The organism is Amycolatopsis sp. CA-161197, from assembly GCF_050942255.1.
GTDB lineage: Bacteria > Actinomycetota > Actinomycetes > Mycobacteriales > Pseudonocardiaceae > Amycolatopsis.
Window position 1 is genome coordinate 3,632,072 of record NZ_CP192059.1, and the last position, 22,245, is coordinate 3,654,316.

Here is a 22,245-nt window from a genome sequence, read left to right on the forward strand (position 1 = left end):
CGTTCCTTCCGCCGACTTCCCGAGAGGACCTCCCGATGGCCCGCTTGCTGCTCACCGAGTTCGGCGACCCCGCCACCTCCGTCCGGCTCGACGACGCCCCGGTTCCGGCGCCCGGGCCCGACGACGTCGTGGTCGAGATGCTCGCCGCGCCGCTCAACCCCGCGGACTTCCTGCTGATGCGCGGCCTCTACGGCGTCCGCCCGGCGCTGCCCGCGACCCTCGGCGCGGAGGGCGTGGGCCGGGTCGTGGCGGGCGATGCCGAGCTCGTGGGCAAGCGCGTGCTGATCCTGCCGACCATGGAACAGGGCCTGTGGGCGGACGAAGTGGTGCTCCCGCGGCGAAACGTCCTGCCGATCCGCGAGGACGCCGATGTCCTCCAGCTGTCCATGCTCGCCGTCAACCCCGCGACGGCGTACCAGCTGCTGCGCTCGCACGGTCAGTTGGAGCCCGGTTCGTGGATCGCCCAGACCGCCGCCAACTCCGCCATGGGCCGCTACCTCATCACCCTCGCCCGGCGCGCCGGCCTGCGCACGCTGAACGTCGTGCGCCGCCCCGACGCGGCCGCCGAAGTCCTCGCCGCGGGCGGCGACCAGGCCGTGGTCTCCGACGGCGACCTCCGCGCCTCCCTCAAGTCCGCCCTCGCCGGCGAGCAGCTCTCGCTGATCCTCGACGCCACCGGCGGCCCGGTCGTCAAGGACCTCACCCGTTCCTTGAAGGACGGCGGCACCGTCGTCACCTACGCCTTCCCCGAAGGCGCCCCCCGGATCTCCCCGGCGGACATCGTCTTCCGCGGCATCACCCTCACCGGCTTCTGGCTGATGAACTGGCTCCGCACCGCCCCGGCCGCCGAGGTGACCGCTCTCTACGACGACCTCGCCGACCTGGTGGCCACCGGCGAACTCACCGCGCCGGTCGAGGCGACCTACCGGCTGGCGGACTACGAGGACGCCTTCGCCCACTCCCTGACCGCCGGCCGCCGCGGCAAGATCCTCTTCACTTTCGGTGCAGAGTGACCCCTGGTCCGAGCTTGCCGACGTTCGCCGCGACGGTTTCGGGCCCCAGCCGGATGGTGATCTCGAGATCGGCGAACGGCGCGAGGTCGACCTCGCCCTGGAAACCGGTCAAGGTCAGGTAGCGCAGCGACGCTTGTGCGGCGAGCGGAGCCACGTCGATGTCCGAGCACTGGATGAACGTGACGCTGCGAACGTGGTGCGATGCCAGGCAGCTCAGGTCGAGGTCCGAACATCCGGTGAAGGTGAGGTACCTGACGCCGGTCAGTGACCCGGCGACCGTCTTGAGGTCCTCGGTGTTCGTGTCCGGGCCACACGTGGTGGCGATGATCTTCGCCGGTTCCGCGAGGTGGCAGACCCAGGCGCCGGGTGAGTTGTTCGCCAGGAAGATGCCATTGAGGTTCGGCATTCCGCCCAGGAACGAGAAGTCTTCGACTTCCGCGGCGTTCGTGAGGTAGAGGTTTTCGAGGCGGGTCAGCCGGGCCAGCGTCGGGAGTTCCTTCGGCCAGCCCGTCGTGAAGTTCAGGAACAGGAAATCGAGCTTCGTGAGGTTGCCGAGTTCGGGGAGCGAGCCGGGAGCCAGGTCTCCGAGCAGCACCAGTTCCTCGAGGTGGCGCAACCGGCCCAGCTCGTGAACTTCCTCCTCGACGGGGCCGTGGTCCCACAGGTCCACCCTGGTGCGAACGAGGTTCTTGAGCCGGTGCAGGAAAGGAAGGGCGCCGGCGAAGTCGATCTCGGTCCTGCCGCCGATCTTCCGGGTCAGGGGCGCGGCGGCCAGAACCCGGTCGGCGTAGGTCTCCGGGTCGAAGTACTTCCAGCCCGCCACCAGCTCTTCCTGGACCTTCGAGCGCAGGTCGGGTGCATACGGCCAGCGTCTCGAGCGCCGCGGGTCCGTTCACGAGGGCCGCGGTGCGGACGCAAGCCGCTGCCTGGGCCGCCGAGAGATCGGCCAGATCCTTCGGCAGGTAGTCCAAAATGGACTCGCCGACCGTGGCGAGCGAGCGGCTTTCCCGCACGCTGCGCGGCGGCACCAAGCCTCGGACGGCCGTATCGACCCGGGCTAGCACCTCCGGTGGCGCCAAGACCGCGGTCTCCCGGCAGGCGGCGGCCAGCAGCAGCAACTGCCGGGCGGTCCTCGCCGAGGCCGAAGCCGCCGCGGCCAAGATCCCCGACAGCAACCGTCCTCGCTGATCAGGGCTTGCCTGTGCGCAGGCCATCAGCACCGTCTCGCGCCACAGGTCGGAGCGGGCGTGGCTCACCAGGAGGTCGATGCTGTCCCGGTCCACGGCTTCCCCGGCGGCCAGGAACTCCTGGAAGGTCCGGTGGATGAAGTCCACCCGACCGGCGACCGGCTGCCGGATCACGCCGCTGCGTTCGATGAGGTGGTCCAGCAGCACATCCGCAGACTCCGAAACCCCGGGCATGCCCCGCAGCCGCGACGAGATCCGCGCCAGAGCCTGCTCGCGGGACATCTCCGTCCGGCCGTTCTCGTTCAGCCACCAGGCCAACGCCCGCAGCAACGCGAGTTTCTCCGCCACCGTGGCCTGGATGTCGTCGCCGGCAGACACGTTGCGGTCGGCGTCGCGGCGTTCCAGCAGCATGTCGAGGGCCGCGGAGTACAGGGCGAGGCGGTCGCGGGGCAAACGCGCGCGGCGGTCGAGGTTCAGCGCGCACACCATCGCGCACAGCAGGGGACTGCGGGCCAACGCGCGGAGATGCGGCCGGGCCTGCAGCTGCGCCAACAGGACGCGCTGGTGTTCCGGCACCTCCTCCGGGCGGCAGGGCAGCAGGTCGGGTGCGGACGTGGAGTCCAGCAACGCCGCGTGCCAGCGGCGGAGGAAGACCTGGACGTCGGCGGCGCTCATGGGTTCCAGCACGACCGAGCGGAACCCCTCGGCCAGCAGCCACTTCGACGTCACGGCGGTCGGGCGGGAGGTCACCACGACGCGGATGTCGGGGTAACCCGCGAGCAGGTCGCGCAGCCACGTGCGGACGGCGGCCCGCCGGGTGGCGACGAGCTCGTCCACGCCGTCGACGAGCACCAGGGCCTCGCCGGATTCGAGCCGGCGGTGCACCCACTCGCGCGGCGCCGGCCCCCACGGCGGGGAGCTCGGCTGGGTCAGGAGCTCGTCGCCGCGGGGCAACGGGCCGTCGGCGAAGTCGCGCAGCTTCACCAGGAACGGCACGCAGCCGTTCCAGCCCGCCAGCTGGTCGGTGAACGCCGAGCGGGCGGCGTTGACGGCCAGCCAGCGCAGCAGCGTGGACTTGCCGGCGCCGGCCTCGCCGCGGATCACGGTGAGGCGGCTGCCGCCCAGCGCCGCCTCGACGCGGATGTTGTCCGTCGCCTGGCGCGCGCCCGGGTCGTCGCCCAGCCGGCCCGGCACGCCGCGGTCACGCGGGCGCCGCGCGGCGCGTTCGGCGTCCGCGGTCACCGTCAAGCTCAGGTACGCGACGCTGAGCGTGGTGCGCGGTTCGTAGGAGTGCGCGGTGAGGCCGATGACCTCCAATCGCTCGTAGGAGCGCACGACGCGGTCGAGGTACCGGCGGCGGAACTGCGCGTCGAAGTCCGTGCCCTCCGGCGCGCCGAGCTCGCGCGAAGGCAGCCGGTCGAGGACGCGGTCGATGCCGTCGAGCACGGCCCGCAGCCGGCGCAGCTGCTCCACACCCACGGCGGCGTTGAATTCCGGCAGCTCCCTGACCAGGTGCGTCAGCACGACACAGGCGCGGTCCAGCCCGATCTCGAACAGCCGCTCGGCCGGCGAAGACAGCGCGGCCCGCGCCACCGGCCATTGCGCGCGCACCGCGGTGGCCAGCGCCGAAGGATCCAGGTCGGCCGCGAACAAGCCGGTGTCGGACAGGTCGGCGGCGAGCAACGCGTCCGCGACGGCGGCCAGCGCGGCCTCGCGCTCGTTTTCGGCCAGGCCGTGGGCGGCGTCGGTGAGGCCCGGCGTGAGCCGTTCCGCCACGTCGTCCTCGATGCTCGTCAACGCGGCCAGCACGTCGCGTTCCTGGCGGCGCAAGGGGAACCGGGCCCGCACGAGTAACGCGAGGTCACGGCCCCGCCGGCCGGCCGCCTTCTTCTCGGCCAGCCACTGCAAGGCGACCTGCTTCGCCACGGCCTCGCCGACCTTCAGCACCGCGCTTTCGATGACCGTGACGCCCCCCCTGAGCCGGTTTCCGTGCCGGACAGTGTGGCACAAACCCGTGGCGCGCAAGAAGAAAGCCGCAGGTCCCGAAAGACCTGCGGCTTTCCCCAGTGGCAGGACCTCAGTGACCGACGGCCGCCCGCACCGACTCCTTCAGCGAGCCCAGCGTGGCGATCACCGCGGTCGGCTCGTACCCGCAGTGGGCCATGCAGTTGTCGCACCGCGGGTCCTTGCCGCGGCCGAAGGCGTCCCAGTCGGTTTCCTCGATGAGCTCCTTGTAGGTCTTCGCGTAACCGTCGTCGAGGAGGTAGCACGGGCGCTGCCAGCCGAGCAGCGAGTAGGACGGGATGCCCCACGGGGTGCACTCCAGGTCGCGCTTGCCCTCCAGGAAGTCGAGGAACACCGGCGAGTGGTTGAGGCGCCAGCGTTTGCGGTTGCCGCCGCCGAAGGCCTTCGTGAAGAGTTCGCGCGTCTGCTGCACGCCGAGCCAGTGTTCCTGGTCCGGGGCCTTCTCGTAGGCGTACGCGGGCGAGATCTGCATGTTGTCGACGCCCAGGTCGTTGAGGTAGTTCAGCACGTCGACCACGTCTTCGGCGGTGTCCCCGTCGAAGAACGTCGTGTTGGTCATCACGCGGAAGCCCTTTTCCTTGGCGAGCTTGATCGCCTCGACCGCCGCGGCGAACCCACCCTCCTTGCGCACCGACGCGTCGTGGCGCTGCTCGAGGCCGTCGATGTGCACCATCCACGCGAAGTTGTGGTGGGGCTTGAACTTGTGGATGTGCTTGTGCAGCAGCAGGGCGTTGGTGCAGAGGAACACGATCTTGCGACGGTCGAGCAGCTGCTGCACGATCTCGTCGATCTTCGGGTGCATCAACGGCTCGCCGCCGGCGATGGACACCATCGGCGCGCCGCTCTCCTCGATGGCGCCCACGGCCTGCTCCACCGGCATGCGCTGCTTGAGCAGCGTGTGCGGTTGCGCGATCTTGCCGCAGCCGGCGCACTTGAGGTTGCAGGCGAACAGCGGCTCAAGCTCGACCAGCAGCGGGAACTTTTCCTTGCGCAGCAGCTTCTGCTTCATCAGATAACCGCCCAGTCGCACGGACTGACGCAACGGCATGGCCATGGCTCAGAGCACCTCCCGAGGTAGGGTGAAAGTGATTTCTTCGTCCGTCAGCCGGCTTTCGGCGACGGTGACCGGCCCGAGTCCGCCCAGGCCCGCCACGACCTCGTCCACGAGGTGCGGCGGAGCCGAGGCGCCCGCGGTGAGTCCGATCCGGCCCGCGCCGGCCAGGCGGCGCAGGTCGATGTCCGAAACTCCGTCGACCAGCACGGCCGGCGTGCCCTCTCGCTCCGCGACTTCCACGAGCCGGCGCGAGTTGGACGAGTTGGCCGAGCCCACCACCAGCACGAGGTCGACCTCGCGCGCGATCGCCCGCAGCGCCTGCTGCCGGTTGGTGGTGGCGTAACAGATGTCGTCCTTGCGCGGCGCCGACAACCCGGGGAACCGCTCGCGCAGCACGCCCGCGATCTCCTCGGCCTCGTCGAGCGCCAGCGTGGTCTGCATGGTGTAGGCGACCCCGCCGGTGGCGGTCACGGTGCGGGCCGCCGCGACGTCCTCCACCACCACGACCGAACCGGGTGCCTCCCCGACGGTCCCTTCCACCTCTTCGTGGTCGGCGTGCCCGATGAGGAACACCGTGTCGCCGCGGCCGCTGTAGCGGCGCACCTCGTTGTGCACCTTGGTCACCAGCGGGCACGTCGCGTCGATCACCGACAGGTCGCGCTCCGCCGCGTCGCGCCGCACCGCCGGGGTCACGCCGTGGGCGGCGAACACGAGCGTCGCGCCCTCCGGCACTTCCTCGACCTCGTCGACGAACACCGCGCCGCGCTCCTGCAGCTGCCGCACCACGTGGGTGTTGTGCACGATCTGGCGCCGCACGTACACCGGCGCGCCGTGCTTGGCCAGCGCGCGGTCCACGATGTCGATCGCCCGCTCCACGCCGGCGCAGAACGACCGTGGGCTCGCCATCAGCAGCTGCCGCGGCCCGGTCGCCGCCGCCCACGCCGTGAGTGCCGGCCCGGCCGCCCGCAGGCTGCGCAGCCCGGCCAGGCCGTGGGAAACCGTGCCGGGCCGCACAAGCGGTGCACCAACAGTGTCCACAATGGACCGAACGACGGCGAACGGCTGCCCGGGGGCGGCCAGCCGGTGGGACTCCATGTCGACGGCCAGCGCACCCGAGGCGGCCAGCGTTTCGCGTTCCCGTTCCCCCACCACGTGGTCGACCCCGAGCACCGGTCCGATGTGGACCGTCAAACCCAGCCGCCGCAACGCGCCGGCGAGCAGGGGAGCGGTCGGCACCGCGACCACGCCGTCCGGCCCGCGCACCTCGTCGGCCACCACCAGGTCACCCGGCCGCACGTGGGAAGCGAGCCCGCCGCCGATCCCGGCGACGAGACGAGGTCCCTCGGGCAGGCGCGCAGCGGTGGCCGCCGCCCGTCGCGGGCCCAGGCCCGTGCGCACCACCGGCAGGCCGGCGGCACGCAAGGCCGCCCGCTCGATCCGCAGCGGCGCGCACAGCACGGCCGGTCTCACGAGCCGCTCCGCACGTACCGGCCGAGCGCCGACAGCGGGAACACCACGCGGTAGAGGTGGTACGACAGGTAGAAGTCGCCGGGAAATCCGGTACCCGTGTGGAAGTCCTCGTCCCAGCCCCCGTCTTCGCGCTGCTGCTCGCACAGCCACGCCACGCCCTGCGTCGTCGCCGCCGAGTCCCGCTCGCCGGCGGCCAGCAGCGCGAGCAGCGACCACGCGGTCTGCGACGGCGTCGACTCGCCGCGGCCCGACCACTTCCCCGGGTCGTCGTAGGAGCGCAGGTCCTCGCCCCAGCCGCCGTCGGGGTTCTGGTGCTCGGTCAGGTACCGCACGGCGCGGCGGATCCGGATGTCGGACGCGGGAACGCCGGCCAGCACCAGCGCGGGCACGACCGCGCCCGTGCCGTAGACGTAGTTCGCGCCCCACCGGCCGAACCACGAACCGTCGGCCTCCTGGTTGTCCAGCAGCCACTTCACGCCGCGGCGGCATTCGACCGTGTCCGCTTTGCCCTCGGCCGCCAGCATCTCCACGACGTGCGCGGTGACGTCCGCCGACGGCGGGTCGATCACGGCGCCGAAGTCGCAGAACGGCAGCTTCGTGGCCAGCACCTGGGTGTTGTCCGCGTCGAACGCGCCCCAGCCGCCGTCGCTCGACTGCATGCCTTCGAGCCACTTCACGCTGCGGTCGATCGCGGCGCGGATGCGCAGGTGGTCCGGCCGGCCCATGCGCCGCAGCGCGAGCACGACCTCGGCGGTGTCGTCGGTGTCGGGGTAACCGTCGTTGGCGAACTCGAACGCGAACCCGCCGGGCGCGAGCGACGGGCGGCGCACCATCCAGTCGCCCGGCACGGTGATCTCCTCGCCCAGCATCCACTCCGTCGCGCGCACCAGCGTCTCGTCGCCAGGGGAGACGCCCGCGTCGAGCAGCGCGGTCATCGCGAGCGCGGTGTCCCACACCGGCGACTGGCACGCCTCGAGCCGGCGCACCCAGCCCTGCTCGGTCTCCTCGCGGATGGTGAAGCTCTCGAGACCTTCGAGCCCGGCCTTGAGCGCGGGGTGGTCGAGCGGGTAGCCCAGCAGGTGCAGCGCGAGGATCGAGTACACCCACGGCGGCTGGATGCCGCCCCACGAACCGTCGGACTCCTGGCGCGCGAGGATCCACTCGGCGGCCTGGCGCATCGCGACCTTGCGCACCGGGTTGAACGGCAGCTTCGCGTACGTGTGCAGTGCGGTGTCGAGGTTCTGGAACACCCCGTCCCACGACCACGGCGCCGCGGACTTCTTCGGGCTCTCGCCGACGCGCAGCTCGGCGACGTCGAACGGCAGCCGCCGCTTCGGCCGCAGCGTGCCGACGATCGTGAGCGGCACGATCGTCTGGCGCGCCCAGCACGCGAAGTCGTAGACGTTGAGCGGAAACCACGAGGGCAGGAAGATCAGCTCCGGGGGCAGGTTCGGCAGGTCGTCCCACGACCACTGGCCGAACATCGCGAGCCAGATCCGCGTGAACACGCGGGTGCTCTCCAGGCCGCCGTTCGCGCGGATCCAGCCGGCCGCCTCGGCGAGCCACGGCGCGTCGGCCGGGTCACCCGCCAGCCGCAGCGCGACCCACGCTTCGACCGTGGTCGACAGGTCCGCCGGGCCGCCGGGGAAATTGGCCCACGTGCCGTCGTCGCGTTGCTGCGACCGGATCCAGCGCGCCGACTCCTGCTTCTGCTGTTCGGTGAGGATGCCGAGGAACTGGCGCAGCAGCAGGTCTTCGGCATCCATCGTGACGTTGGTGGCGAGCTCGCCCTTCCACCAGCCCGCCGCGTCCTGCTCCCCGCGCAGGAACCCGACGCCGGCGGCGAGGGTTTCTTCCGGAGTACGCGAGCCTTCGCTCGGGGTGTCCGAAGTGGACGTCCCGGGGACGGTCTGCGTCATTCACGCCTCCCTGTGCACGATGAAACGGGCGATGCCGATGAGCTCCTCGCGTGGCCCTTCGGGGATTGCCGACAGCGCGCGCTCGGCCGTCCCGACGCGGCGCGCGGCCTCGGTCGTGGCCCACTCGCGGCCGCCGGCCGACTCCACGAGCGCGGCGACACGCGCCAGCTCGGCCTCGTCACTCGTCTCCTCGCCCGCGAGCCACTCCGCGAGCTCGCGGCCCTTAGCGCCGCCATGGGTGATCGCGTAGGTGACGGGCAGCGACTTCTTGCGCGCCCGCAGATCGGAGTACACGGGCTTGCCGGTCACGGCCGCGTCGCCCCAGATGCCGAGCACGTCGTCCACGAGCTGGAACGCCAACCCGACCTCTTCGCCGAACACCGCGAGGGCGTCGACGGTCTCGGCGGGCGCGCCGGCGAGCACGGCGCCGATCGCGGCGCTGCAGGACAGCAGCGCGCCGGTCTTGCCGCCGGCCATGGTGACGCACTCGGGCAGCGTCACGTCGTCGCGCTGTTCGAACTGGACGTCGAGCACCTGGCCGTGGATGAGGCGGCGCGTGGTCTCCGACAGCAGCAGAGCGGCGGGGATCGCGTGCGGGGAACCGCTGTCCAGCACCACTTCCTGCGCGAGCGCGAGCATCGCGTCGCCGGTCAGGATGGCGGCCGGCGCACCCCAGAGGGCCCAGACAGTGGGGCGGTGGCGGCGTTCGGTGTCGCCGTCCATGAGGTCGTCGTGGACGAGCGAGAAGTTGTGCACCAGCTCGACGGCGACGGCTCCGGGCACGCCGGTCTCGGCGGGTGCGCCGGCGGCCAGCGCCGAGAGCACCGCGAGCGCGGGCCGCACGGCCTTGCCGCCGTTGCCGCTCACCGGTGTGCCGTCGGCGTCGGTCCAGCCGAGGTGGTACGCGCTGATTGCGCGGCTGGTCTCGTCCAGCCGGTCGACGGCTTCACGCAGCACCGGCTGCACGGCGTCACGGGTGCGGCCGAGTGTGGCCGGCACCGCAGGGGCCGCCTCGGCGGCGGGTCGCATGGTGGCGGTCATGCTCCGACTCCCTCCTTCTCCTCGTGCACGTTCTTCTCGAGGAGGGCGGTCGCCGCGGCCGCACCGCTGCGGGCAGCGCCCTCCATCGTCGCGGGCCAGCCGGTGGCGGTCCACGCCCCGGCCAGGTAGAGCCCCCGTGCGGACGTCTCCGCGCCCGGACGCAGCGACGCCGTGCCCGGGCCGGGCCGGAACGTCGCGTGCCGTTCCCGGGTCACGAAGAAATCCAGCACCTGCGCGCCGCGCGCTTCGGGCAGCAGCGCGGTGAGCTCCGGCAGCAGGCGCTCGCGCAACGTCGCGGTCGGCAGGTCGATCAGGTCGTCGGCAGCCGAGAGCGACATCGCCAGGTACTGGCCCGTTTCGAGGCCCGACTGGCGCGTGCGGTCGAAAACCCACTGCACCGGCGTGCGCACGCCGGCGACGAACGGCTCCTCCAGCACGCGGCGGTCGAGCACCACGTGGACGTTCACGATCGGCGAGCTGCCCAGCCCGCCCGACCACCCGGGCGGCAGCGGGATCGCGCCCGGTGGCGCGAGTTTCTCCGTGACGGGCGGGGGAGTGGCGAGCACGACCTGGCCGAACGTGGCCTCGCCGTCGTCGGTGCGCACCCGCCAGCCACCGGCCGTCTCCTCGACGCTGCGCACCTTCGTGCCGGTCCGCACGTCGGCGCCGGCCGTGGTGAGCGCGTCGAGCGCGGCGTCGCCGTGCAGCTCGCGCAACGGCACGAGCGACCAGCCGATGTCGGCCGCGGCAGAGTCGGTGAGCAGGCCCTCCTGGAACACCGTGGCGGCCAGGGAAAGCGACGCTTCGTCGGCCGTCGCGTTGAGCGTCGCGACCCCGACGAGGTCCCACAGCGCCTCGATCGCGGCGGCACTCTGCCCGTGGCGGCGCAACCATTCGCCGAACGACTGCCGGTCGGTGCGGTCGTCGGTGGGGTCCACGCGGCGCAACGCCAGCGCGGCCAACGCGAACCGCGCGCGATCCAGCGGGCGCAGCGGGTCGTAGCGCAGCAGGGAGGCGGCGAGGTGCAGCGGCGCGGGCAGGTCGCCGCGGCGCAGCCACGTCGACTCCGTGGAGCCCGGCGTGCGGATCGGGATCTCCAGGCGGGGCTGCAGCATCACGCGGTCGGCGACGCCGAGGCGGTCCAGCAGCGCGAGGTAAGCCGTGCAGCAGCGCAGGAACACGTGCTGGCCGTTGTCCACGTGCAGCTCGCCGCGCGTGAACGAGTGCGTGAGCCCGCCCAGGTGGGGCCGCGCCTCGAACAGCGTCACCGGACGCCCGGCGTCGGCGCAGCGCAGCGCGGTCGCGATGCCCGCGAGCCCGCCGCCGACGACCGCGACCTCGGCCGTCATCGGCCGATCCCCGTGAGCGCCCGAACCGCGACCACCGCCTTTTCCCGGCCGGACAACGAAAGCCTGCGGTCGAACACGAGCGAGGGCTGCTCGTCGATGCGGTCGAGCAGCGTGCGGTAGATCCCGCACATCGCCGTGCAGCACGCGGCGCTGCGGCGGTCGAGCGAGGGCACGAGCTTCAGGCCGCGGGCGTACCAGTCGCGGGCGCGGGCGGCGCTGAAGTGGACCAGCGCGGTCAGCCCGCCGCCGTCGTCGGCCAGCCGGCCGTCCTCGCCGACCTTCAGCTCCACGCCGAACCGGTCGAGGTCCTCCTTGGGCAGGTAGACGCGTCCGTTGAGGAGGTCCTCGCGGATGTCGCGCAGGATGTTGGTCTGCTGCAACGCGATTCCGAGCTCGTCGGCGTATGTCGGCGCGTCGGGCTCCGGCTTGCTGCCGAACACGCCCAGGCACAGCCGCCCGACCGAACCGGCGACGCAGCGGCAGTACTCCACGAGGTCCTCGAACCGCACGTACTCGCGGCCGGTCACGTCCATCTCCACCCCGTCGAGCAGCTCCTCGAACGCGCCGAGCGGGATCGGGTAGCGCCGGGCCGCGTCGGCGACCGCGAGGTACACCGGGTCGGTGCTCGCGGACAGGTCGCCGAGCGACTTGCGGATGTCGGCCAGGCCCTGCAGCTTCGCCTCGGGTGGCAGATCGCCGTCGCCGATGTCGTCGACGATCCGGGCCAGCGCGTAGACCGCGCACAACGCCGAGCGCTTGTCGGGCGGCAGCAGCCGGATCCCGTAGTAGAAGTTGCGCGCCTGCTCCTTGGTGACCAGCGCGCAGTGCTCGTACGCCTCTTCGACCGTGCTCATCCCGACCGCCTCCCCGTCTTGGGCTCACCCACCTGCAGCCACACGAGCCACGCCAGCACATCGGCTTTGCCCGGCTTGGCCTGCGTGGCGAGCACGTCTCCGTTCGTCTTCCGCAGCGCGTCGACGGTCGCCAGCCCGCCGGCCACGAACCCGCTCACGGCCAGCCGGCCCCAGCCGTGCAGGAGCCCGACCAGACCAGCGCCGCTGCCCAGGAGGGCCGCGGCGCGGTCGATCTCGAAGCGCATCAGCTCTCTCAGCCGGCGCGTGGCCCGCGCCTCGCCCAGTTCGTCCTCCGCGACCCCGTAGGCCGCGAGGTCCTCCTGCGGCAGGTAGATCCGGCCGTTGCCGTGGTCCTCGGCCACGTCCTGCCAGTGCTCCAGCAGCTGCAGCGCGGTGCACACGCGGTCCGAGAGCTCCTCGGCCTCGGGGTCGTGCACGTCGAACAGGCGCAGCACGATCCGGCCCACCGGGTCGGCCGACAGCCGGCAGTACGCGCGCAGGTCCTCGTACGTCGCGTACCGCGTCACATGCTGGTCCTGCAGGTTGGCCTCGATCAGCCGGCGGAACGGCTCGAGCTCCACGCGCCCCGCGCGCATCGCCGGCACGAGGCCGCGGATCGCGGAGTCGGTGGGCGGGGCGCCGTCGAAGGCGGCCGAGAGCTCGTCGCCGAACGCCTTCAGCAGCGCGATGCGGTCGCCGTCGGCTTCGTCGCCGAGGTCGTCGATCGTGCGCGCGACGGCGTAGACGGCCTGCAGATCCGACCGCAGCCGCCGGGGCAGCACCCGGAGCGCGACCGGGAAGTTCTCCGCGTGCCGCTTCTCCAGCAGACCGTCCGTGTCCGCTGCGTGACCGTCAGGTGAAGTCGATCTCATCGAACACAGTCTGACTCGCACTTATGGGCGGCTTCTGCAACCGGAAGAAGAATTTTGCTGGCTTCGACTTGGCACGAGCGGACAAAGTGGGGTCAGGATAAGGCGGACCGACCCCGTAGACCTGCTACCTGCTACGGAAGGACAAGCTGCGCACATGGGATCAGACCAGGTGACCCGTCTGGGTGAGCTGGAGACTGTCGTGACCAGGCGACTCCCAGTCATCCTGAACGAAGTTCGTGATCAGCTCGTCGAGCAGCACCCCGACTACGCTGCGTTCCTCACCGAGGAGCTGGCGGAGATCGTGACGGCCAGCGCCGGGTTCGTGCGCCGGCTCATCAACCTCGCCGAAGATCCGGACGAGGACCTGCCGGAGCTGGGCTCGGGCGTCGAGCAAGTGGTCTTCGAGGAGATCGGGCGGACGCAGTACCGCCAGGGCCGGCGGGTGACGAGCCTGCTTTCGGCCTACCGCGTGGGCGCGCGGGTCGCGTGGCGCCACGTGTCGGAGGCCGCGCTGGACCTCGAGGTGCCCGCGGAGCTGTTCGCCTCGCTCGCCACCACGGTGTTCGCGCTGGTGGACCAGCTGTCGGAGTCCTCGCTCAAGGGCTACCTCCAGGAGCAGTCCGACGCCGTGCGCATGCGCGAGCGGCTGCGCGACGAGCTGACCGAACTGCTGCTCTCCGATCGCGCCGACGGGGCGGCGGTGCAGGCCGCGGCGCTGCGCGCGGAGTGGCGGCTGCCGCGGTCGGCCGCGGTGGTGCTGGTGGAGGACGAGAACCAGCTCGGCCGCGAGCTCGTGGCCCGCCTCGACGACACGTGCCTGCGGCTGCGCCGGCCGGGGCAGCTCGTGACGATCGTCCCGGACCCGGGTGGACCGGGCCGGCGCGCGTGGCTGGCCCGGGCGCTGCGCGGCGGTGGTGCCGTGGTCGGGGCGACCGTGCCCGTCGACCGGCTGCCGGCGAGCCTGCGGATCGCCGAGGTGACGGCCCGGCTGCGCCGCGACCGCCTGCTGTCCGACGACCCCGTGTTCGCCGACGAGCACCTCGACGCGATCATCGTGCACCGCGACGACCGGCTGCTGGAGGTCCTGCGCAAGCGGTCGCTGGCCCCGCTGGACGAGCTCAACGACTCCTCACGCGAGCGCCTCCAGACCACGCTGCGCTCGTGGCTGCTGCACCTCGGCGACCGCAAGGCCGTGGCCGAGGACCTGCACATCCACCCGCAGACGGTGTCCTACCGCCTCGGCCGCCTCCACGAGCTGTTCGGGCCCGCGCTCGACGACCCGGACGCCCGGGCGACATTGCTGCTGGCCCTGGCCTGGGGTCCGCCGGGAGGGCAGACCGACCCGCAGTGACGTGCCCCGTGCCACACGGCGTGCGAGGAATAAGGGTTGCCCTCAGAATGGTTAGCAGGGCTAAGTTTGTTGACGGCGGGGAGACACTGCTGTCATGACCCGGAGGCAGGGAGGTGCCGTGCTCGGTCTGCGCCCGAAGCGGTCAGCTTTCGGCGCCGAACCGCGTCGCGAGCGCGCGGTACGCGCCGGGCACCGCGCCACGCAGGGCGACCGGGACGCGCAGCCAGCGGGGCACGTAGTAGTCGCCGGGCCGGTGCGTCGCGCGGACGACCGCGGCGGCCACGCGCTGGGCGGACACGGGCCGGGGGGTCGTGCGGGTGTAGGGGCGGCCGCGGCGCTCGAAGAACGCGGTGCGCACCACGCCGGGCACCACCACGCCGACCTCCACTCCGGTGCCGTGCAGCTCGAAGCGGAGGCTGTCGGCGAACGCGTCGAGACCGGACTTGGTCGCCGCGTACACGGCTTCGCCCGCGACGCCGGTGCGCCCGGCGATCGACGTCACGAACACGATCCGGCCGTGACCCCGCGCCAGCATGCCGGGCAGCAGCGCGCGGGTGAGCTCGAGCGGCGCGGTCAGGTTCACCGCGACCAGCTGTGCGAGGAGCTCGGGGGACAGCTCGGTCAGCGGACCGGCCCAGCCGAGGCCCGCGTTGTTCACGAGCGTGTCGACGCGGCCGGTGACGGCCAGCGCGCGCTCGGCCAGCTTGCCGGCGGCTTCGGGATCCGCGAGGTCGGCTTCGAGAGCGGTGCCGCCCGTGTGCGCGGCGAGCGCGGCCAGGCGCTCGCGGTCGCGGCCGTGCAGCAGAACATGTGTTCCGGCGGCGGCGAGCAGCCGCGCGGTGGCTTCGCCGATACCCGAGGAAGCGCCGGTGACGAGCGCCGTGCCGCGGGGAGCGGGCATCAGACGGTGGTGAGCGCGGGCTTGCGCGAGGCCATCCGCAGCACGATGCCCTCCGAGCGCAACGAGCGCCGGAACCACAGCAGCGAGCCGACGATCGCCAGCGCCACCAGGCTGTACGAGCCCGCGGTGCTGACCATGAGGAAGTTGCCGACGGTCGCCTTCGCGAGCATCACCAGCGTCACGGAACCGTTCACGGCGAACACGAGCGCCCACAGCACCGACACGCGCTGGAAGAAGCGCCGCATGCCGGGGTGGCCCGAAAGCGTGTCCGGGAACGAGCAGAAGTCCCCGGCCAGCCGCGCGAGCAGCGGCTTGTTGAACGGCGCGGACACGAGGAACAGGCTGGCGATCACGAAGTTCTGTAGGGTCGGCTGCAGGAAATACAGGAAGGCACTGCCCGTGGCCAGGCCCAATGCGGTCCGGGCGATCAGCAGCGCCGAGGTGAGCCACAGGACCGCGGGGACGGGCTTGCGCATCACCAGGCGCGTCACGATGACGACGACCGACCAGCACAGCGCGGCGATGACTCCGCTGTCGAAGCTGACCAGAGTCAGGAGGAGGTAGAACAGGCCGGCCGGTACGAGCGTGGACTCCAGCAGATGCCGACCCCCGCCCACGACCAGGTTGCGGAACGAGGGGAGGTCGATCGTCATGTGGTGTCGCATGCGGTTCAAGTACCTCCGGTGCGGGGTGACCATCCCCCCACGGCCCACGAATTTTTCAACAGCATAGGCACGGCGGATGGGAATGGTGTGAGGTGAGTATTCCATGAGTGTCACGGGGGTGTCGCTTTTCGTGGCCGTCCCTGCCGCGGTGCTGGGCGCGGCGTGCATGGGGATCGCCAGCGCCGCCCAGGCAAAGGCGGCCAAAGAGGTCGAGCCGGCGAACCCGCTCGATCTCACGTTGTTCAGGCGCCTCGTCGGGCGACCATTGTGGCTCATCGGCATCGTGGCGACCGTACTGGGGCTCGTCCTGCAGCTCGTCGCGCTCGCGTTCGGGCCGTTGCTGCTGGTCCAGCCGCTGCTCATCACTTCGCTGATCTTCGCCGGGTTCGTGTTCGCGCGGCTCGAACGAAGAGGCCCCGACCGGGTGATGAGCGCGGGCTCGGCGTTGTGCGTCACCGGGCTCGCCGTGTTCCTGGTGATCGCGCGTCCCAGCGGCAACGGCGACGTGCTCGTCACCGGCGCCTCGCTGCTCCCGCTCGGCATCGCACTGGCCGTGGTGACGATCGCGGGTCTCGCGCTCGCCGCGCTGACCCACTCCGGCTCCGGGCGCGTGCTCGGGCTCGCCGTGGCCACGGGCGTGCTCTACGGCCTGACCGCCGGCCTGATGAAGGTCGTCGCCGGGCAGTTCCGCCAGGGCGTGGACGAACCGTTCAAGCACTGGACGCTCTACATCGTCTGCGTGGTGGGCCCGCTCGGGTTCCTGCTCAGCCAGAACACCTTCCAGCAGGGCCGCTACCTCACGCCGGCGCTGGCCGTGATCACGGCGCTCGACCCGCTCGTGGGGGTCGCGATCGGGCTGTCGTGGATGGGGGAGAGCGCCAACGGCACGCCGTGGGGGCTCGCGGGCGAGGCGTTCGCCGGTGCCGTGATCGTGGTCGGCATCGCGATGCTGTCGACGCGCGCGGCGCACCTGGACGTGGCCGCGATCGAGGAAGAACACGAACACGCCGAGGCCGAGCACGCCGGGTCGGACCCCGACGACGGGTACGGTCTGGCCGGATCCACCTGTTGACATGCAGTTGGTGACCGCCGCTCGCGGCACCTCTGGCGAAGGGGGCGCGTTGGAGCGCGTGCTGATCGTCTCGGCGAACATGGGGGAAGGGCACAACGCCACCGGACGGGCGCTGGAGGGCGCCGTGCGCGAGCGCTGGCCCGCCACCGAGGTCAAGTGGCTCGACGCCCTCGACCAGCTGGGGCCGGGGTTCGGGGGCCTGTTCCGCCGCATCTACGTGGCGAACGTCGAGACCACCCCGTGGCTGTACGAGTTCTTCTACGACGCCATCTGGCGCCTCGCGTGGTTCGCGGCGGCGTCGAAGCGCTTCACCGCGTCCTGGTGCGGGCGGCGGCTCGCGAAACCGGTGGCGGACTTCGCACCGGACCTCGTGCTGTCGACGTACCCGATGGGCACCGCGGGACTGGCGTGGCTGCGCCGGCGCGGGAAGCTGCGGGCGCCGATCGGCGCGTGGGTGTCGGACTTCGCGCCGCACCCGTTCTGGGTCTACGGCTCGGCCGACCTCACGATGGTGATGCACGACGTCGCCGTGGGCCTGGCCCGCCGGTGCGCGCCCTCAGCCGTGGTGGGGGTGTCGGCGCCACCCGTGCGCGCCGAGTTCAGGCCCGGCGACCGCGCGGGCGCGCGGCATCGGCTGGGACTGCCGCCGGAAGCGTTCGTGGCGCTGGTTTCGTGCGGCTCGCTGGGCTTCGGCGACGTCGAGGGCACGGTGCGCGAGCTGCTCGCGGCCGGGCCCGAGGTGCTGCCCGTGGCGATCTGCGGCCGCAACGAGGCGTTGCAGCACCGGCTCGACCGGCTCGGCGAGCCGCGGCTGCGGGTCGTCGGCTGGACCGACCGGATGGCCGACTACACGATCGCCTCCGACGTCGTGGTGACCAACGCCGGCGGCGCGACCGGGCTGGAGGCCCTGGCGTGCGGGCGGCCCGTGCTCATGCACCGCCCGATCGCCGCGCACGGCAAGGCCAACGCCCGGCTGATGGCCGAGGCCGGTCTCGCGCTCGTGACCGAGAAGGACGGTGAGCTGACCGGTTCCGTCCGCACGCTGCTCGCCGAGCCGGAGCGGCTCAAGGCGATGGCGGAGGCGGCCACCCGGCACTGCGACTCGGCGACGTCGCTCACGGCGGCGCTCGAGTCGCTCGTGGACTCTCCGCTCAACCCGGCGCCGCAGCGGCTGCGGCCCGAAGACGCGCTGTTCCTCCACGTCGCGACCCCGCAGGTGCCCCAGCAGGTCGGCGCTGTGCTGATGCTCGACCCGAAGGCCGACGGTTCGCGCCCCACCCACGCGGACGCCGTCCACCTGCTGTCGGCGACGCCCGGCCTGCGTGCGCGGCTGCTGCCGGGTGGCGGCCTGTGGCGGGCGAAGTGGCAGGAGGACCCGGCGCGCACCGCCGGCGGCATCCTCGGCGACGTCGAGCTGCCGGCGGGCAGCGAGCTCGAATCCTCGCTCACCGCGCAGATGGACGACTTCTTCTCCGAGCCCGTCACTCCGGAACACCCGGTGCGGGCGCGGCTCGTGACGGGCCTGGAAGGCGAGCAGGGCGCGTTGCTCATCGCCCTGCACCACGCGGCGAGCGACGGCATCGCGGTGATCGGCGCCCTCGTCGGGCAGGCCCGTGGCAAACCGCCGCTGGACCCGCCGCCGGCGCCGCTGCGGCGCAGCCGGCTGCGTGGCGCGGCCGACCGCGTGTCGGCCGTGACGCGGAAACGGCCCGGGCGCAGGAAGGAAGCCGAGGAGCTGGCCCGCGGCGTCTGGGCGCTCGCGCGGGCGGGCACGGCGCCGCGCGTGCCGTGGGAGACCGGGATCTCGGGCCCGCGGCGGCATTACGCACGCGCCCATCTGTCGGCGCCGCAGGTGCGGGCGGCCGCCCGCAAGGTCGGCGTGCCCACCACGGACTTCGTGCTCGCGCTTGTCGCGGAGGCGGTGCACCGGGAGCTGGGCGCGGCCGCGCCGGAGCGGGTGCGGGTGCTGATCCCGATGTCCATTCGCGACACCGGCACGTTCCGCCAGCTGGGCAACCACACGGGGGCGGCGAGCGTCGACCTGCCGACCGGCGCGATGTCGCTGGCCGAACGCGTGCGCGCGACGCGGGAGCTGCTGGCCGAGCAGGTGACCCGCGGCGCGCCGCGGGCGGGCAACGCCGTGGTGCGCGTGATCGGGATCCTGCCGCCGTGGCTGCACCGGCGCGTGGCACGGCTCGTCTACCGCGGCACCTGGTTCAGCATGATCGCCTCGGTGCTGCCGGGCGCGCGTTCGCCGGTGGTGCTCAACGGTTCCCTCGTGCGCACGGTGTACCCCGTGCTGTCGCTGGCGCCGGACGTGCCGGTGGCGGTGGGCGTGATGACGTGGGCCGACCGGTTCACCGTGTGCGTGACGGTGCCCGCCGGCCACGCCGCGCGAGGCGACCGGCTGGCGGGCACCGTGACCTCGGCGTTCGCCCGGTTGCAGTCCGAAGCGGACTGACCGTCAGGAGAAGTGCGTGGTCGGCCGGGGGATTTCCCGGCCGTCGACGAACAGGTCGACCTTCTCGTTGTAGAAGCAGATCAGGTTGGAGATCGCACTGAGCGAGCGCGTCGGGAAGTCGTAGGACCAGGCCAGGTCCTGGTGCAACACGTCGCCGACGCGCACGGACCAGTAGCCGGTGGTGGTGCCCTTGTACGGGCATTCGGTGACGGTGCCGGTGGGCACCAGGTGCGAGAAGTCCACCTCGGTGCGGTTGAGGTAGTACCGCGTCGGCAGGCCGGTCTCGAACAGCAGGACCGGGGACGACGACTCCGCGAGCGTCCGGCCTTCCAGCGCGACGCGCACGTGCCGGGTGGAGCGCAGGGCGTCGACGCGCGTGTACGGGCTGCGCGGGTGGACGAACACCTGCTCGTCCTCCTCGAACCACGCGTCGAGGGCGGCCCACTCGAACCGGACGTGGTCCGCGAGCCCGGCGGCGGCGTCCTCGCCGTAGAGGCGCGCGGCGGCGGGCTTCACCTGGTCGCCCGCCTTGAGGGTCTGGCGGCGCGCGGTGCCGCGCTTGAGGTGCTGCGGGTGGTTCTCGTCCACGAGCACGCCGGGCGTCACGTCGGCGACCGGGATGTAGTACTGCGGGTAGTTCGGCCACTCCCACACGTACAGCGCGCGGGTGGTGTCGAGCACCGTCTCGCCGCCGAGCACGGCGCGGATCCGCCGGGGCACGGGCTCGACGTGGTCGGTCGGGGTGATCGCGTCCGGGTAGTCGCGCATCGGGATCTCCTCGGGTCGGCCGGGCCTTGGTCCGTGGCACGGACCGGTGGGGCAGCGCCGGCCGCGCGGGAACTGTGCTGAAAAAGAAGGCGGTGAAAAAGAAGGTGCTGAAAAACGCGCGGCGCGCGGACGTGAGTCCGCGCGCCGTCGTGATCAGGCCGTCGCCCGCTTGGGCAGCTTCCACCCGGGGCGGGGGAAGTGGCAGGTGTAGCCGTTCGGGTACTTCTGGAGGTAGTCCTGGTGCTCGGGCTCGGCCTCCCAGAAGTCACCGGCCGGGGTGACCTCGGTGACGACCTTGCCGGGCCAGAGGCCGGAGGCCTCGACGTCGGCGATGGTGTCCTCGGCGACCTTCTTCTGCTCGTCGTTCGTGAAGTAGATCGCGGAGCGGTAGCTCATCCCGATGTCGTTGCCCTGCCGGTTCTTCGTCGTGGGGTCGTGGACCTGGAAGAAGAACTCGAGCAGGTTCCGGAAATCGGTCTGCGCCGGGTCGTAGAGGACCTCGATGGCCTCGGCGTGGGTGCCGTGGTTGCGGTAGGTCGCGTTGGGGGTGTCGCCGCCGCTGTAGCCGACGCGCGTGGACACGACGCCGCTCTGGTGGCGGAACAGCTCCTCCATACCCCAGAAACATCCGCCGGCGAGGATCGCCTTCTCGGTGGTCACGTCGTCTCCCTACTTGTCGGTGTTGTCGGTGAAGAGGGCACGGAAGTCTCCATACCCTTCTTTCTCCAGGTCGTCGAGGTGGATGAACTTCAACGACGCGGAGTTGATGCAGTAGCGCAGGCCGCCCTGGTCGACCGGGCCGTCGTCGAAGACGTGGCCGAGGTGGCTGTCACCGTGCAGCGAACGGACCTCGGCCCGGATCATGCCGTGGCTGAAGTCGTTGCGCTCGACGACGTTCGTCTTCTCGATCGGCTTGGTGAAGCTCGGCCAGCCGGAGTGGCTGTCGTACTTGTCGACCGACGCGAACAGCGGCTCGCCGGACACGACGTCGACGTAGATGCCGGGCTCGTGGTTGTCCCAGTATTCGTTCGCGAACGCCCGCTCGGTCCCGTCCTGCTGGGTCACGCGGTACTGCTCCGGGGTCAGCCGGGACACGGCTTCCGGGTTCTTGTTGTACTGGGTCTGCTGGGACACAGCTCTCCCTTCGCGGCCTCTCGGCTCGAGCTGGGGAACCAGGTGAAACGCACCTGGACGTGCAGTTATACAGACACCGTACGGGCTCCTTCTATTCCCTCGGACGGCCGCTTGCGCCGTCGTCCGACTTCTGTAAGAAATCGGTCCCCACCAGTAGATCGAGCAGGGTCCGCAGCGCCCGTCCGGGGGCCTTTTCACCGTGGCTCACGACCGAGAGGGGCCACGTGAGCCCGGCGTCTTCCAGCGGCACCACGGCGGTGCCGGGCGCGGTCAGCGGCATGAGGTCGGGGATCACGGCGACGCCCAGCCCGGCGGCGACGTACAGGGGCATCACGCGGAGGTCGGCGACCTCCACCGGGACCCGGCGGGGGACGCCGAGCGACTCGCAGGCCTGGTCGATCGCGATGCGGTTGCCGAAGCCGCGCGGCGCGTCCACGAATCGCTCGCCGGCCAGGTCCCGCAAGGAGATCGACGCCCGGCCGGCGAGCCGGTGCGCGGCCGGGAGCACGGCGAAGTAGGGGACTGTGACGATCGTGCGCACGGTCAGGCCCGGCAGCGCGCTTTCGGGCAGGCCGAGCAGCGCGACGTCGAGCCGGCCGTGGCGCACGTCCTCGGCCAGGCCGGTCGAGCCCGTGACCGACACCGTCAGGTGCAGGTCGACCAGCGGGTGCCGGTCGTGGAACGCGCCGAGCACCGCCGGCAGGTCGAGCGCGCCGACGCTCGTGAGCGTGCCCACCCGCAGGCTGCCCCGCAGACCCGCCGAGGCCTCCTGAACCACTTCGCGGGCGCGCTCCACGGCGTCGAGCGCGGCCTTCGCCTCCGGCAGGAACAACTCACCCGAAGCCGACAGCGCGACCTTGCGCGTGGAGCGGTCGAACAACGTCGTGCCCAGCTCGGTCTCCAGCGTGCGGATCGTGGCGGACACCGTGGACTGGACGGCGAACAACCGCTGGGCCGCGCGCGTGAAGCTGAGCTCCTCGGCCACGGCCACGAAGTACTCGAGCTGGCGGGTTTCCACGCCCCGAATTATCGCATATGGCGATAACTGTCGCCGAGACTTTTCGTTGGACTAAATGAGTCGCCGAGCGGATGGTTGAAGGCACAAGGAT

18 protein-coding genes are annotated in these 22,245 nt (G+C 71.8%); 4 read left to right on the forward strand and 14 right to left on the reverse strand.

Annotated elements, in window-relative coordinates:
* Window positions 1-35 precede the first annotated feature (35 nt).
* A complete protein-coding gene (locus ACQPXB_RS17375) occupies window positions 36-1,013 on the forward strand; it encodes a zinc-dependent alcohol dehydrogenase family protein (protein ID WP_432853252.1) in 978 nt (325 codons plus the stop codon).
* On the opposite strand, the gene ACQPXB_RS17380 is transcribed toward ACQPXB_RS17375, so the two are convergent.
* The 8 genes from ACQPXB_RS17380 to hpnC form a co-directional block, all read right to left on the reverse strand.
* Window positions 938-4,147 carry an NACHT domain-containing protein gene (locus ACQPXB_RS17380; protein ID WP_432853255.1) on the reverse strand — a complete coding sequence of 1,070 codons (3,210 nt, stop codon included), beginning with the start codon at window positions 4,145-4,147 and terminating at the stop codon, window positions 938-940. The genes ACQPXB_RS17375 and ACQPXB_RS17380 overlap by 76 nt on opposite strands.
* Before the next feature lie 130 nt (window positions 4,148-4,277).
* Window positions 4,278-5,279: an adenosyl-hopene transferase HpnH gene (gene hpnH / locus ACQPXB_RS17385; protein WP_366586726.1), complete on the reverse strand. Its 1,002-nt coding sequence runs from the start codon at window positions 5,277-5,279 to the stop codon at window positions 4,278-4,280.
* Window positions 5,280-5,282: 3 nt separating this feature from the next.
* Window positions 5,283-6,749, reverse strand: coding sequence for a 4-hydroxy-3-methylbut-2-enyl diphosphate reductase (ispH, locus tag ACQPXB_RS17390; RefSeq protein ID WP_366586724.1), 1,467 nt, complete (start codon window positions 6,747-6,749; stop codon window positions 5,283-5,285).
* Window positions 6,746-8,668: a squalene--hopene cyclase gene (shc, locus tag ACQPXB_RS17395; RefSeq protein ID WP_386953276.1), complete on the reverse strand. Its 1,923-nt coding sequence runs from the start codon at window positions 8,666-8,668 to the stop codon at window positions 6,746-6,748. Before shc ends, ispH begins: the two co-directional genes overlap by 4 nt.
* Window positions 8,669-9,709, reverse strand: coding sequence for a polyprenyl synthetase family protein (locus tag ACQPXB_RS17400; protein ID WP_432853260.1), 1,041 nt, complete (start codon window positions 9,707-9,709; stop codon window positions 8,669-8,671).
* A complete protein-coding gene (gene hpnE, locus ACQPXB_RS17405; protein WP_432853263.1) occupies window positions 9,706-11,058 on the reverse strand; it encodes a hydroxysqualene dehydroxylase HpnE in 1,353 nt (450 codons plus the stop codon). The genes ACQPXB_RS17400 and hpnE overlap by 4 nt, the downstream gene beginning before the upstream one ends.
* A complete protein-coding gene (gene hpnD, locus ACQPXB_RS17410) occupies window positions 11,055-11,912 on the reverse strand; it encodes a presqualene diphosphate synthase HpnD (protein ID WP_432853267.1) in 858 nt (285 codons plus the stop codon). The genes hpnE and hpnD overlap by 4 nt, the downstream gene beginning before the upstream one ends.
* Window positions 11,909-12,784: a squalene synthase HpnC gene (gene hpnC, locus ACQPXB_RS17415; protein WP_386953284.1), complete on the reverse strand. Its 876-nt coding sequence runs from the start codon at window positions 12,782-12,784 to the stop codon at window positions 11,909-11,911. The genes hpnD and hpnC overlap by 4 nt, the downstream gene beginning before the upstream one ends.
* A gap of 199 nt (window positions 12,785-12,983) precedes the next feature.
* Here hpnC and ACQPXB_RS17420 point away from each other — a divergent pair, with 199 nt between their 5' ends.
* Complete coding sequence (locus ACQPXB_RS17420; protein WP_366586710.1) at window positions 12,984-14,135, forward strand: PucR family transcriptional regulator; 1,152 nt, start codon at window positions 12,984-12,986, stop codon at window positions 14,133-14,135.
* Window positions 14,136-14,277: 142 nt separating this feature from the next.
* Here ACQPXB_RS17420 and ACQPXB_RS17425 read toward each other — a convergent pair whose 3' ends face one another.
* A complete protein-coding gene (locus ACQPXB_RS17425; protein WP_366586707.1) occupies window positions 14,278-15,036 on the reverse strand; it encodes an SDR family NAD(P)-dependent oxidoreductase in 759 nt (252 codons plus the stop codon).
* Complete coding sequence (locus ACQPXB_RS17430) at window positions 15,036-15,689, reverse strand: VC0807 family protein (RefSeq protein ID WP_366586704.1); 654 nt, start codon at window positions 15,687-15,689, stop codon at window positions 15,036-15,038. Before ACQPXB_RS17430 ends, ACQPXB_RS17425 begins: the two co-directional genes overlap by 1 nt.
* 115 nt (window positions 15,690-15,804) lie before the next feature.
* Here ACQPXB_RS17430 and ACQPXB_RS17435 point away from each other — a divergent pair, with 115 nt between their 5' ends.
* Together ACQPXB_RS17435 and ACQPXB_RS17440 are read left to right on the forward strand one after the other, a co-directional pair.
* Window positions 15,805-16,773 carry a DMT family transporter gene (locus tag ACQPXB_RS17435; protein WP_366586701.1) on the forward strand — a complete coding sequence of 323 codons (969 nt, stop codon included), beginning with the start codon at window positions 15,805-15,807 and terminating at the stop codon, window positions 16,771-16,773.
* Between the two features lies 1 nt (window position 16,774).
* Complete coding sequence (locus tag ACQPXB_RS17440; protein ID WP_432853272.1) at window positions 16,775-19,234, forward strand: MGDG synthase family glycosyltransferase; 2,460 nt, start codon at window positions 16,775-16,777, stop codon at window positions 19,232-19,234.
* A 3-nt stretch (window positions 19,235-19,237) separates the two neighbouring features.
* Here the strand turns inward: ACQPXB_RS17440 and ACQPXB_RS17445 are convergent, their stop codons facing one another.
* The 4 genes from ACQPXB_RS17445 to ACQPXB_RS17460 form a co-directional block, all read right to left on the reverse strand.
* Complete coding sequence (locus ACQPXB_RS17445) at window positions 19,238-20,002, reverse strand: DUF427 domain-containing protein (RefSeq protein WP_432853275.1); 765 nt, start codon at window positions 20,000-20,002, stop codon at window positions 19,238-19,240.
* Window positions 20,003-20,155: 153 nt separating this feature from the next.
* On the reverse strand, window positions 20,156-20,662 hold the full coding sequence (gene msrA / locus ACQPXB_RS17450; protein ID WP_386953294.1) for a peptide-methionine (S)-S-oxide reductase MsrA: 507 nt from the start codon (window positions 20,660-20,662) through the stop codon (window positions 20,156-20,158).
* Window positions 20,663-20,671: 9 nt separating this feature from the next.
* On the reverse strand, window positions 20,672-21,136 hold the full coding sequence (gene msrB, locus ACQPXB_RS17455) for a peptide-methionine (R)-S-oxide reductase MsrB (RefSeq protein WP_366577930.1): 465 nt from the start codon (window positions 21,134-21,136) through the stop codon (window positions 20,672-20,674).
* Between the two features lie 91 nt (window positions 21,137-21,227).
* Window positions 21,228-22,154: a LysR family transcriptional regulator gene (locus ACQPXB_RS17460; RefSeq protein ID WP_366577932.1), complete on the reverse strand. Its 927-nt coding sequence runs from the start codon at window positions 22,152-22,154 to the stop codon at window positions 21,228-21,230.
* Window positions 22,155-22,245 lie beyond the last annotated feature (91 nt).

Excerpts from the sequence above, each read along its gene's own strand:
- ACQPXB_RS17375 (WP_432853252.1), top strand. The coding sequence starts at position 36 with ATGGCCCGCTTGCTGCTCACCGAGTTCGGCGACCCCGCCACCTCCGTC.
- hpnH (WP_366586726.1), bottom strand. The coding sequence starts at position 5,279 with ATGGCCATGCCGTTGCGTCAGTCCGTGCGACTGGGCGGTTATCTGATG.
- shc (WP_386953276.1), bottom strand. The coding sequence starts at position 8,668 with ATGACGCAGACCGTCCCCGGGACGTCCACTTCGGACACCCCGAGCGAA.
- ACQPXB_RS17400 (WP_432853260.1), bottom strand. The coding sequence starts at position 9,709 with ATGACCGCCACCATGCGACCCGCCGCCGAGGCGGCCCCTGCGGTGCCG.
- hpnE (WP_432853263.1), bottom strand. The coding sequence starts at position 11,058 with ATGACGGCCGAGGTCGCGGTCGTCGGCGGCGGGCTCGCGGGCATCGCG.
- hpnD (WP_432853267.1), bottom strand. The coding sequence starts at position 11,912 with ATGAGCACGGTCGAAGAGGCGTACGAGCACTGCGCGCTGGTCACCAAG.
- hpnC (WP_386953284.1), bottom strand. The coding sequence starts at position 12,784 with ATGAGATCGACTTCACCTGACGGTCACGCAGCGGACACGGACGGTCTG.
- ACQPXB_RS17425 (WP_366586707.1), bottom strand. The coding sequence starts at position 15,036 with ATGCCCGCTCCCCGCGGCACGGCGCTCGTCACCGGCGCTTCCTCGGGT.
- ACQPXB_RS17430 (WP_366586704.1), bottom strand. The coding sequence starts at position 15,689 with ATGACGATCGACCTCCCCTCGTTCCGCAACCTGGTCGTGGGCGGGGGT.
- ACQPXB_RS17435 (WP_366586701.1), top strand. The coding sequence starts at position 15,805 with ATGAGTGTCACGGGGGTGTCGCTTTTCGTGGCCGTCCCTGCCGCGGTG.
- ACQPXB_RS17440 (WP_432853272.1), top strand. The coding sequence starts at position 16,775 with ATGCAGTTGGTGACCGCCGCTCGCGGCACCTCTGGCGAAGGGGGCGCG.
- ACQPXB_RS17445 (WP_432853275.1), bottom strand. The coding sequence starts at position 20,002 with ATGCGCGACTACCCGGACGCGATCACCCCGACCGACCACGTCGAGCCC.